Source organism: Alkalibaculum bacchi, assembly GCF_937875145.1.
GTDB classification, from domain to species: domain Bacteria; phylum Bacillota; class Clostridia; order Eubacteriales; family Alkalibacteraceae; genus Alkalibaculum; species Alkalibaculum bacchi_A.
This window is the reverse complement of record NZ_CALNCS010000008.1, coordinates 1-11,961: the sequence shown is the minus strand read 5'-3', so window position 1 is coordinate 11,961 and position 11,961 is coordinate 1. Positions and strand designations below refer to the sequence as shown.

13 protein-coding genes are annotated in these 11,961 nt (G+C 34.8%); 8 read left to right on the top strand and 5 right to left on the bottom strand.

What is annotated here, in order from left to right; all coding sequences use genetic code 11:
• The 3 genes from rodA to minD form a co-directional block, all read right to left on the bottom strand.
• Positions 1-1,093, bottom strand: a 1,093-nt coding sequence (gene rodA, locus Q7P22_RS00615; RefSeq protein ID WP_303859617.1) for a rod shape-determining protein RodA, incomplete at its 3' end; no start/stop codon positions are given.
• Positions 1,094-1,358: 265 nt separating this feature from the next.
• A complete protein-coding gene (locus Q7P22_RS00610) occupies positions 1,359-1,601 on the bottom strand; it encodes a cell division topological specificity factor MinE (RefSeq protein ID WP_303859616.1) in 243 nt (80 codons plus the stop codon).
• A 14-nt stretch (positions 1,602-1,615) separates the two neighbouring features.
• Entirely contained in the window at positions 1,616-2,401 is a 786-nt protein-coding gene (minD, locus tag Q7P22_RS00605) for a septum site-determining protein MinD (protein ID WP_303859615.1), read from the bottom strand.
• Positions 2,402-2,687: 286 nt separating this feature from the next.
• On the opposite strand from minD, the gene Q7P22_RS00600 reads away from it, so the two are divergent.
• The 8 genes from Q7P22_RS00600 to Q7P22_RS00565 all read left to right on the top strand — a co-directional run bounded on the left by Q7P22_RS00600 (position 2,688) and on the right by Q7P22_RS00565 (position 9,346).
• Positions 2,688-4,649 (top strand): FAD-dependent oxidoreductase, encoded by a 1,962-nt coding sequence (locus Q7P22_RS00600; protein WP_303859614.1) that lies wholly within the window; start codon positions 2,688-2,690, stop codon positions 4,647-4,649.
• A 202-nt stretch (positions 4,650-4,851) separates the two neighbouring features.
• Positions 4,852-5,199 (top strand): NusG domain II-containing protein, encoded by a 348-nt coding sequence (locus Q7P22_RS00595; RefSeq protein ID WP_303859613.1) that lies wholly within the window; start codon positions 4,852-4,854, stop codon positions 5,197-5,199.
• A gap of 9 nt (positions 5,200-5,208) precedes the next feature.
• Entirely contained in the window at positions 5,209-5,742 is a 534-nt protein-coding gene (locus Q7P22_RS00590) for a Gx transporter family protein (protein WP_303859612.1), read from the top strand.
• Complete coding sequence (locus Q7P22_RS00585) at positions 5,739-6,704, top strand: polyprenyl synthetase family protein (RefSeq protein ID WP_303859611.1); 966 nt, start codon at positions 5,739-5,741, stop codon at positions 6,702-6,704. Before Q7P22_RS00590 ends, Q7P22_RS00585 begins: the two co-directional genes overlap by 4 nt.
• 101 nt (positions 6,705-6,805) lie before the next feature.
• Complete coding sequence (locus Q7P22_RS00580; protein WP_303859610.1) at positions 6,806-7,282, top strand: S-ribosylhomocysteine lyase; 477 nt, start codon at positions 6,806-6,808, stop codon at positions 7,280-7,282.
• A 184-nt stretch (positions 7,283-7,466) separates the two neighbouring features.
• A complete protein-coding gene (msrA, locus tag Q7P22_RS00575) occupies positions 7,467-7,943 on the top strand; it encodes a peptide-methionine (S)-S-oxide reductase MsrA (RefSeq protein WP_303859609.1) in 477 nt (158 codons plus the stop codon).
• A 320-nt stretch (positions 7,944-8,263) separates the two neighbouring features.
• Positions 8,264-8,617, top strand: coding sequence for an Hsp20 family protein (locus Q7P22_RS00570; protein WP_303859608.1), 354 nt, complete (start codon positions 8,264-8,266; stop codon positions 8,615-8,617).
• Positions 8,618-8,764: 147 nt separating this feature from the next.
• Positions 8,765-9,346 carry a cyclodeaminase/cyclohydrolase family protein gene (locus Q7P22_RS00565; RefSeq protein ID WP_303859607.1) on the top strand — a complete coding sequence of 194 codons (582 nt, stop codon included), beginning with the start codon at positions 8,765-8,767 and terminating at the stop codon, positions 9,344-9,346.
• Positions 9,347-9,540: 194 nt separating this feature from the next.
• Here the strand turns inward: Q7P22_RS00565 and Q7P22_RS00560 are convergent, their stop codons facing one another.
• Positions 9,541-10,749 (bottom strand): aspartate kinase, encoded by a 1,209-nt coding sequence (locus Q7P22_RS00560; protein WP_303859606.1) that lies wholly within the window; start codon positions 10,747-10,749, stop codon positions 9,541-9,543.
• Positions 10,750-10,767: 18 nt separating this feature from the next.
• The coding region (locus tag Q7P22_RS00555) for a homoserine dehydrogenase (protein WP_303859605.1) at positions 10,768-11,961 on the bottom strand (1,194 nt) is incomplete at its 5' end.

Here is an 11,961-nt window from a genome sequence, read left to right as displayed (position 1 = left end):
ACACATTTAATACCATACCTATTATAATCATATTCGTCATAATAGAGCTACCTCCGTAGCTTAAAAATGGCAATGTTATTCCTGTAATAGGCATAATTCCCATAGTCATACCTATGTTTTCTACTATTTGAAACAAGAACATGAAAAATACTCCTGAAATAATCAAGGTTCCATAGTGATCTTTGGCTTCGCTTGCACCTTTTAGTAATCTGTATAAAAACAAACCAAAGAGCAATACTACAACAGTTGCACCGATAAATCCAGTTGTCTCCGAAATAACAGAGAATATAAAATCAGTCCATTGGGCAGGCAAGTAGTTTAGCTTTGTCATCGTATTTTCTGCACCAAAGCCCTTTCCGAAAACTCCCCCTGAGCCTATTGCAGTCATAGACTGTATGGCGTGATACCCATCACCTAAAGGGTCATTCGCTGGATTAAAAAAGGTAATCAATCGCTTTTTCTGATAATCATGCATATAGAAATTCCATAAGAGAGGAAACCCTACAATGACACTAGCGATAACCCCATAAATGTACTTAGTATTAAGTCCTGCTACAAAGAGCATTCCTGCTGCAATAACTACATATACCAATGCTTGCCCCATATCTGGCTGAATAGCAATTAAGGCAATAACAGGTGTTATGAAAAGCGCCAAAGGCAATAAATCCACAATTCGATTTAATTTATCCTTTCGCTTATCTAATAATTTACCAAAAGATATGATAAAAAGTAATTTTCCAATTTCTGAGGTTTGCAATTCCATAAAACCTAAATTAATCCAACCTCTTGTCCCCTTATTGACTACGCCAATACCAGGCATCCACACTATTACTAGCAAAACTAAACATAATATATATATATGAATCCAATATTGACCAAGAAAGTGATAATCAATACTCATAACAATAATCATTCCCACCACACCTATAGTAAAGGCAACTAATTGTTTAAAAATATAATTTGAAGACTCTCCTGCAATAAAATTCTCTGTATCCGTCGCTACCCAAATGGCAATCATGCCTATGGTAAAAAGAGCCAGTATAACAAATACTAATGTATAATCAATCTTTTTTATGTAACTTAATGGTTTCAATTTAACCTCCCAGTTTCGTTTAGGTCCTTTAGTCACCCTTGATGACTTTAAAGCTTTTACATAGAATGTACACCGCAGATTGCTTCGACCGCTTACACGGTCTCGGTCGTTTGGAGTGTCACTTTGCTTGTCAACGAGCGAAGCGATGCAGACAAGCATTAGTGATACCCTTGTCAGACTTGCACTTGCTCATAGAAATTAATTCATTTTCTTGTGCAAGCCAATCTGCTGATTCGTATATTGTAACATAAAAAAGAGAAAGCTACTATACTTTCTCTTTTACTATAGGGAGGATGACTACGATTGCAGATTCTTTGTTTTCTTCTGTTATGTAAATTTCACTAGAACTTCGATTTACTGGAAAGTGATCCTCTACGGAATGGATGATTTCTGACTTAATCATATCTAATTTTTCTGTATTCATATTATTTTTTTCATTGGATAGTAAACTTTGAAGCCTTCTTTTGGCAATATCCTTACTGTCTTGTTTTCCTCTAAAAAACAGCATATTCATTCATCTCCTTAATTGGTACTGAAAAGCCACTGAATAAAATTCTTTTTCACATCTAATTCTACATAAGGTACTTCTTCACCTAGAACTCTCTCGGCAATATTACGATACGCTTGTCCAGTAAGGGATTTTTGATTGCTGACTACTGGTTCTCCCCTATTTGTTGTAATTACAATATCTTTATTATCCGGAACAATGCCCAAAAGCTTTGCTGCTAAAATATCAAGCATATCGTCTACACTTAGCATCTCACCTTTTTTTACTAAATCTAATCTTACTCTATTTACTATTAGATTCACTTCTTCTATACCTGCACTATTCAACAAACCAATAATTCGATCTGCATCCCGAACTGCTGATACTTCAGGAACTGTAACTACAATAGACTTGTCTGCTCCTGCTATGGCATTTTCAAAACCTCTCTCAATACCTGCAGGGCAATCAATAAGTATATAGTCGAATTCTGCTCGCAGTTCATCACATAACTCTATCATATCGCCTGGTGCAATATCGGTTTTACTATTGGTTTGAGCAGCTGGAAGCAAATAGAGCTCTTCAAAACGCTTATCTTTAATTAAAGCTTGGCTAAATCTACATCTTCCCTCTACTACGTCTACTACATTATATACAATTTGATTTTCTAAACCCATTACAACATCGAGATTCCTAAGTCCAATATCTGCATCGATTACGACTACTCTTTTATTCATCATAGCCAGTGCGGAACCTAGATTTGCTGTCGTTGTGGTTTTTCCTACGCCACCTTTTCCTGAGGTTATAACGTAAACTTGTCCCATAGGAACCCCTCCTGTCTTTTTATCACTCATTTTAGCAAAATTGTCATGCATATTTTGTCTTCTAATGTAAACTATCCAATTATTTTTTCACAGTTTAAAGCTTTTTTGAGTCCAATCGTGTATTTGCTAGTTCATAAATAAATTGTTGAATTAATGGATAAAATATATTAATATATACTTACACAAAATATTTACCATAATTTTATTGTTTTTTAGTGTTTTTTTTGTAGTGCATTTATTTATACCGTATATTTATGTATATCACAAAAATTTAAGGAGGATTAAAATGGCAAAGAAGATAGTAATCGTAGGCGGAAGTTATTCTGGTGTCAAAGCTGGTAAAACCCTGCATAAATTATTTAAACATGACGACCATGTAGAAATAACCTTAATTGACAAAAATAACTTTCATACTCTTATGACAGAGTTACATGAAGTAGCTGGTCATCGTACAGAACCTGAATCCGTTCAAATAAACTTGCAAAAGATTTTTGCTGGTCGCAAAGTGAATGTGGTAAGAGACAGCATAAAAGAATTTGATTTTTCTAAGAATCAATTAAAATCAGATAATGGGACTTATAGTTATGATTATCTCATTATGGGTGCAGGTAATGAACCAAACTTCTTCGGAGTAGAGGGAGCAGAGGAAAATTCATTTACATTATGGTCTTTTGAAGATGCTGTATTACTAAGAAATCACATTGAGGACATGTTTGCTCAAGCTTCCACAGAAAAAGATTCTGCCAAGAGAAAACAGCTCCTTACTTTTGCAGTATGCGGCGGTGGATTTACAGGTGTTGAGATGGTAGGCGAAATTGGCGAAGCAAAAAAACACCTATCAAGAAAATATAATATTGATGAAAAAGAAGTAACAATCTATAATATCGAAGCCATGAACCGTATATTAAACATGTTAAAAAACGACGCTCAAGTGGCTAAAGTTGAAAAACGCTATAAAAAATTAGGCATTCAACTTCTTAAAAACTCACCAGTAGTTAAAGTAGGTCCTGATTCGGTAACGCTAAAAGACGGCACAGAAATCCCTACTAAAACATTAATCTGGACTACAGGTATTAAGAATAAATCTACTCTTAGCCAATTAGGCTTTGACCTTGGCAGAGGTGGAAGAATCGTAGTAAACGAATCTTTACAACCATTGAAGGACGGAAAAGCTGCTCGCAATGTATTTGTTATAGGAGATAGTGCCTCTTACGAAGATGAAACAGGTCCATTGCCACAAATTGTAGAAGCTGCTGAACAAACTGGACATACTGCAGCAATGAACGTTGCAGCACTTATTAAAGATGAGAGTTTACACAAACATAAACAAGATTATCACGGATTCATGGTGTCCATTGGTTCTCAATATGCTGTTGCAGAAACTGGATTTAACTCATCTGGCTGGCTTGCCGTATTGATTAAGCACATAGTCAATATCTACTATCAAATCGGTGTTGCTGGTATAAGACAAGTGTGGAACTATCTCAGACATGAATTCTTCCACGTTAAAAACAGAAGAAGCGTATTTGGAGGTTTATTCTCCTCATCTTCTAAGAACATTTGGAAATTGCCGTTACGATTATGGTTGGGTTATATGTGGGTAGTTGAAGGTATGGTAAAAATCGGTGAAGGCTGGTTGGAATCTCCTAAAGTTGTCGATACAATTAACGCCATTGCGGGCTATGCTTCTAATGCTGGAGATGTTGGTACAGCCACACCAGGTGCTGCTGCTCAAGTTGCTGAAGCTGCTGAAGCGGTAACTGCTGCTACAGGTGGTGCTGGCACTATAGTAGGTGATGTGGGTAATGCTACTGCAGAAGCTGCAAATCAACTACACCCATTCTTCCAATGGGCAGTAGATCACGAACCAGCTGGTTTTGGAGATGCTATAATGAATGCCCCTAAGTGGATGGTCAATATGGTTAATAGCATTATCAAACCTATTGAAGTGCCATTCCAAACAATGATGGTTGTAGGTGAAATAGTTATCGGATTATGCTTAATATTTGGCCTATTTACTTTCTTAGCTTCTCTTGTTAGCGTTGGTATGGGTATAGGTATTGCCTTTACAGGAATGGCTGATGCTTCTATGATTTGGTATATTGTTTGTGCAATTGCCCTAATGGAAGGTGCTGGTCGTGCCCTAGGCTTAGATTACTATGTAATTCCTGCTATCAAACGTTGGTGGTCAAAACTCGGCTTTGTAAAAAAGTCATATTTATACTTTGACGAATTCGAAGAAAAATAGCAATTGTGCATTGGACTAGCCCTGTATTCTAGGACTTGGACTGGACTTTGCTAAATTAGTATTAAATGGTATAATAATGATTAAAGTATTCACTTTTATAAGTACAAAGTAGGACTTTCTTAATATATGAAAAAAGGAAATCCTTCTTCGAAAAGAAGAAGGATTTTTTCAATAAATACGAACACGAAATATAGGTGAAAATGTGAAGAAACGAGATATTTGGATAATACTAGGCGTTCTTATAATAGCCCTAATTGGAATTGTATCTATAAACTTAAATAAAGGTAGCAAAGCAGAAACACTTTTAAGGGTTACTTCTGAAGGCAAAGTGTACAAGGAAATCCCACTAACAGTAGAGACAAATGAAACCTTTACTGTAGAAACGGATCTGGGTTTGAATAAAATCAAGATAGAAGATGGCGTAGTTCGCATTTATGAAGCAGATTGTCCAGACCAAATTTGTGTGCACAACACACCTATTGACCAAATCAGCGAGATGATCGTTTGTTTGCCTAATCAGGTAATCGCTGAAATTATACCAAATAATTAAGGTGATATTATGAAAATTTCTACTCGAAAATTAGTATACATCTCCATGTTAGTAGCACAAGCCATGATCTTAAGTTATGTAGAATCTCTACTACCCGCTATTCCTATACAAGGAGCAAAGCTTGGTCTAGCCAATATTGCCACTTTACTAGCTCTTTCTACATTAAGTTTTAAGGAGAGCTTATTAATCGTCATAGCTCGAACATTTCTTAGTTCCTTTATGTTTGGCAATATGACTGTCTTAATTTATTCTCTAACCGGTGGTATATTTAGTTTAATTGCTATGTATGTAACCTTGAAATTGTCAAATAATAATTTTAGTCTAATAGCAGTTAGCATTATTGGCGCTGTTTTTCATAATGCAGGGCAATTAACGGTAGCTGTTTTAATTCTTCAAAATAAAAATATATTTTTGCTTTGGCCTTACTTACTATTAGTAGCCATACCTACAGGTATATTTATTGGTATCGCTTCTAATTACTTGCTAAAATACTTGCTAAAAGGTAATTTTAACTTTAAAAATAAAAAGGTGAGATTAAAATGAGTAATTTCTGGAATTTGTACCCAGACCTTCAAGAACAATTAGATGAAGTCACAAAAATCATTGAAGATTCTGTAAGAGATTCGCATGATTTTATCATAAATGCAGTACACGACACAGTCCAATCAGGTGGCAAATTGCTTCGACCGGCTTTTGTTCTATTGGGTTCTACCTTTGGCGAAGAGCCAAAAATCAATATCCTCAATTTAGCTGCTATTGTAGAAATGCTGCATATTGCAACTTTGATTCATGATGATATTATCGACGAAGCAAAGCTTAGAAGAGGAGTTGAAAGTGTACAAAGCAAATACGGCAAAGACTCTGCTGTTTTTATTGGTGATTACTTATTCGCAAAGATCTTCACTTTAGTGAATGAGGACTTTCACAAAGAAAGCGCAATAGGCTTATCAAAACTAATTATGAAAATTTGTCGGGGTGAACTTACCCAGTATAGTTTACGCTATAAATTTAACTCCAGCATAATACAATATCTACGTATTATTACAGGAAAAACAGCTTCATTATTTTCTGCTAGCCTATTAGTAGGTGCAGAAGAAGCAAATGCAAATGAAAAGATAAAAAATGCATTAGGAAAAACTGGATACCGAGTTGGTATGGCCTTTCAGATTATTGACGATTGTTTAGATTACTCAACAAAAAATGTTATTAAAAAAAGCACTATGAACGACTTAAAACAAGGTTATTTAACTTTGCCTGTCATTTACGCATTGCAAAAGGATAAAGACGGCAAACTAGAAAACTTGTTAAAAAACAGTACCTTTACTAATGAAGAAATTGGCCTTATACACTCAGCCGTCATTGAAAACAATGGTTTAGAACAGTCTAGAATTCTTGCAAATAAATACACTCAAAAAGCATACGACTCCCTAAGAAAATTGCCAGATTGCGAAAGCAAAGATAGACTAAAATACATTATAGATGAATTGTTAATTCGAGACTACTAAAAGATTCTAGAATCCTCTAGAATCTTTATTCTTTTACGAGTACGCTGCTGAGGCAATCTGTGATATTTTATGATATACTAGTTACACGAGGAGGTTTAAAAATGAATAAAATCACAAGTTTTACTATAGATCATGAAAAACTTTTAAAGGGATTATATGTATCTCGAAGAGACGAAGTAAACGGCTCTGTCATCACAACATTTGATATTCGGATGAAACAACCAAATATAGAACCTGTAATGAACACTGCAGAAATGCATACAATGGAACATCTAGGGGCAACCTTTTTAAGGAATCATAATGAATACAAAGAACAAATTATATATTTTGGCCCTATGGGCTGCAGAACTGGTTTTTACTTGATCTTAGCTGGAGATCATACTTCTGAAGAAATACTACCTCTCATGAAAGAACTATATGAATTCATATCTCATTTTAAAGGACAAGTTCCTGGTGCAAGTTCAATTGAATGTGGAAACTATCAAGATATGAATCTAAATATGGCAATTTACGAGGCAAAATTGTATCTAGATTTATTAAATAATAGCACCGAAGAAAACCTTAATTATCCCTCATGATTTCATAACAATAGTAAGCGATTGTTAAACAGTATCTAGAGTGTTAAATTTACTTAATTTTATATCTTAAAACTTATGGAGTGGTACTTTATAGTACCACCCATGCCAGGCTTGCTCAAGGGTACAAGCTTAGCGTAGAGCAATTGATTGCAAGCTATGGCAGAACTTTAAGAGGTGGTGTATTATGAAAAGTATTGTTTTAGCAGGTGGATGTTTTTGGGGTGTACAGGCTTATTTCCAAAGACTAGATGGCGTTGACATGACAAAGTCTGGTTATGCAAACGGAATTACTTTACATCCTACTTATGAAGAAGTTTGTACTGGCAATACAAATCATACAGAAGCGGTGATGATACAGTACAATGAAGATAAGATTCACTTAGAAACCATTTTAGATAAATTTTGGGCAATTATAGACCCTACTCTCTCAAACAGACAAGGAAACGATATTGGTACTCAATACCGAACGGGCATTTATTATCTAGATGAGGAGGATTTAGAGCTTATATTAGACTCTAAAGATCAATTACAAAGCAGCTTATCAAAACCAATCGTTACTGAAATCAAGCCATTAGAAAAATTTTTTGAAGCGGAAGAGTACCACCAAGATTATCTCAAAAAAAACCCAAATGGCTACTGTCATATTAATTTAAACGAATAATCACACAATTCTCCTTTCTGCATAAAGTATCTAGGAGATATAGAAACATGATTTTCTATATCTCCTTTTTTACTGTAATTTACCTTTTCTGCTAATCCGCTTTCTGTTTTTTTCAGTCCATCATTTTTATCCTCTTTTTTGTATTATACTTTAAATAACATTTTATATAATGAACAAAGGTAGCTGTAATTTTGCGATAATTTGTAACTCATGGATCTTGCTGTAACGTTTTATCCTTGCTGGAATATAATGCACTATAAAAAATGTTTTACTTGTGTTCCTTTATCCACCAAAACAGGTAAAGCAAGGAGGGTGATGTCATGGATTACCGCGAAAAAAATAAATTTGAAAACATTGCACGCTTATTTACAGGAGAGCCTGAAGACAGGAGAATAGATGCAACTATTAATGAAAAGGATCACGAATATGTTGTACTTATGAAACTAATAGGGTTTAATAAAGATGAATTGTCAATATATATAGAAGACAATACCCTCTATGTTGAAGCAAACAGAGAAGATATTTTAGATGAAGACAATGACGATTATACCTTAAAAGAACATAGCTATTCTTATTGTCAAAGGAGTTTTTCTTTAATCGGGATCGACAAAAGCCAAATAAACGCATATTATGAAAATGATATTGTGTCCATACATTTACCTAAAATCAAATAAGGTCATCGTCACATGACCTTATTTGATTTAGTTCTCCATTCTAAGAAAAATCAGCAGATCATTTCGTAACCACCTGCCACCTTATTTTAGTTTAAATTTCTCTCAATCCGCACATACTAATATTCACAACAATTGAGGAGAGATTTTATGTCTATTGCAGATCAATCTATAAAAGTTTTTCTAGAAGAAATCGCTTCTAAACCCGGTACTCCTGCTGGTGGAAGTGTGGCTGGACTTTGTGGAGCTTCCGCAGCAGCTATGGCTGAAATGGCCCTTCGCCATACGATAGAAAAAACGAAGAACCCAGTATTTATTGAAGAATTAAAAGAGTATACCGTACAGTGTACTGTCTACCGAAATGAGTTCTTATTTGACATGGACAGAGATACATTATCTTATAAAAGAGTTGTAGACGTCATGAAACGAGAGATAGATACTGATGAAGACAAAAGAGCTAAGAATGAAGAGCTACAAAATGCATATAAGGAAGCTGTAGAAATTCCTTTAAGGATGACCCATAACATAGTAGAATTAATGAAAATAATAGAAAAAATTATCGATAAAGGAAATAAAAATTACCTAAGCGATGGCGCTGCCGCCTACCTAGTAGCCAAATCCACCTTAGACTCTTTAATCTATCATATTAAATTCAACTTAATATTTATGGAAGATTCAGAGTATGTAGAAAGGATTACAAGAGAAGTGGAACTATTATCACAAAAGGAATAACGTCGGTTGGACGGGAAAACCAAACAACAGAAAGCTGAAAAAACATTAATGAACGATGAACACCGAATAGTAAATATTGAACAGTACAAATATGCGACTTTTATCACTTTTGAAGTTGTTCATTATTCATTGTTCCATGTTCATCGTCCACTGCGACGCTAGTCTCATATTTGCAGACCACCTTAAAGCTGTTTTTACATATCAAACTTCTTATGAATATACTTCATAGCCTCTTTGCCTTTTTCTTTGTCAATAATGCAAGAAATCTTTATTTCTGAAGTGCTGATAGCTTGAATATTGATGCCTATTTCGTAAAGAGCTTCAAAGAATTTTGAGGCTACTTCTGCGTTGGCTACTACACCTGTACCTACAACAGATAATTTAGATACGCCTGTATCATATACGACTCTTTCCGCTTCTACATCAAACGCAAATTTTTGGGCTGTTTCGTTAGCCCTTTGAAGTTCATCCATGGCTACTGTAAATGTAATGTCATTTACTCCATTTCTATTGACATTTTGTACAATCATATCTACATGAATGTCTTCCTTTGATAATAAACTAAATAATTTAAATGCAATACCTGGTTTGTCTGGGACTCCTAAAACAGATATTTTTGCAATGTCTTCATCTAATGATATTCCTCTAATTAAAACTTTTTCCATGTTTATATCCTCCTCAATAATTGTACCTTCATGGTCATTAAAACTAGATCGGACTACTAAAGGTACTTTATAATTCCCTGCTAGTTCCACAGAACGTGGATGTAAAACTTTTGCACCTAGTGCTGCCAATTCAATTACTTCATCATAGGAAATAGCTGGTATTAAACTAGCTTCTGGCACAATCCTTGGATCTGCAGTATACACTCCATTGACATCCGTATAAATCTCACACTTTTCTGCTTCTAAAGCCACTGCTAAAGCTACTGCAGTAGTGTCAGAGCCACCCCTACCTAATGTAGTAATATCCTTATTGGCATTGACCCCTTGAAATCCTGCTACAATAACGATTTTTTTACTTTGTAGTTCTCTCTTTATCCGCATAGTATTGATAGAATCTATTTTGGCCTTATTAAATCGATCAGAAGTGATGATTCCACACTGTGCACCCGTTAAAGATATGACATCGTGACCCATTTCTTGTATGGCGATGGCTAATAAAGCAATAGAAACTTGTTCACCAGTTGCAAGAAGCATATCCATCTCTCTTGCTTCAGGTTTTTCGCTAATGGTATAAGCCATTTCTAACAAATGGTCTGTAGAATCTCCCATTGCTGATACTACTACCACTACATCTTTCCCAGATTCTTTTGTCTTGATTACCCGCCTTGCCACGTTTTTTATTCTTTCAATGTCCCCTACACTTGTTCCACCGTATTTTTGAACGATAAGATTCTTCATTTGTATCTTTGTCCCCCATTATGAATATATTCTAGCGTAAAATAAATTGATGTTTTTTGATTTAAGTTCAAGGACTAATTCTTCAAATTGATCGGCTCGGACTTCATCTGTAACAACGAAAACTTTACTCCTATTAAATATAATTTTTTTATTTTTTGAAAAATCACTAATTGTATCTATAATATGGCTAAACTCTTCGTGATTATCGCTATCTGCTCTTAGATAGTATTTACCTGAGAACTCTTTTATTCCGCCGTTTTCTAATTGCTGATCTAATATAATTTCTTGTTTTCTAAAATCTGCATTGACAATATACATTAAATCTCCTACCACAGCATTAGCAGTAGCATCTTTCCCTGCCCCTTTTCCATAAAACTGTAACTCACCGATAATATCTCCATTTATAGATATGATATTAAACTCTTCATTTACATTACTCATTATATCTTTTGTTGACAGTAACACAGGTTCAACCGTAGCGTAATAAGTCTTACCGTCTAATTTAGAGTGGGCTAAATACTTAATTACATATCCCATATCGCTGATGGTATCGATGTCTGCAGAAGTAATTTCTTTTATCCCTCTTTTTTTAATATCTTCATCCTTAATATGAAATCCAAAAGACATAGAAGATAAAATGGACAGTTTTCGTGAGACATCAAAGCCTTCAATATCTGCTGTAGGATCTGCTTCTGCAAATCCTAATTCTTGCGCCTTTTTTAGAGTCTCTTCAAAGTCCCAGCCCTCTTCGCTCATCTTACTGAGGATAAAGTTAGTCGTTCCATTTAAAATCCCTTTAATTTCACTGATTTGATTAATTCTAAGAATTTGGATTAGAGAAGTGATGATTGGAATTCCGCCGCCGACGCTTGCCTCGTATAAGAAACTAACATTGTTTTCTCTAGCTGTCTGGTAAAGTACATCCATATATTCTGATACAACTGCTTTATTTGCCGTAATGACATGCTTGCCTCTTTTCATTGATTGTATCATATAACGATACTCTGCTTCTAGACCGCCCATAACGCAGATAACTACTTTAATTTCTTCATCATCGAGTATATCCTTAAAGTCCATAGTCAAGTGCTCTGCTGGCACATCAATTTTTCTCTTTTTGTTTATATCTCGGACCATAACTTTTGAAATAACGATCTCTTGCTTCGATGAAGCAAAATAATTACCTCTTTGATGGTTTATAATCTCGTAAACACC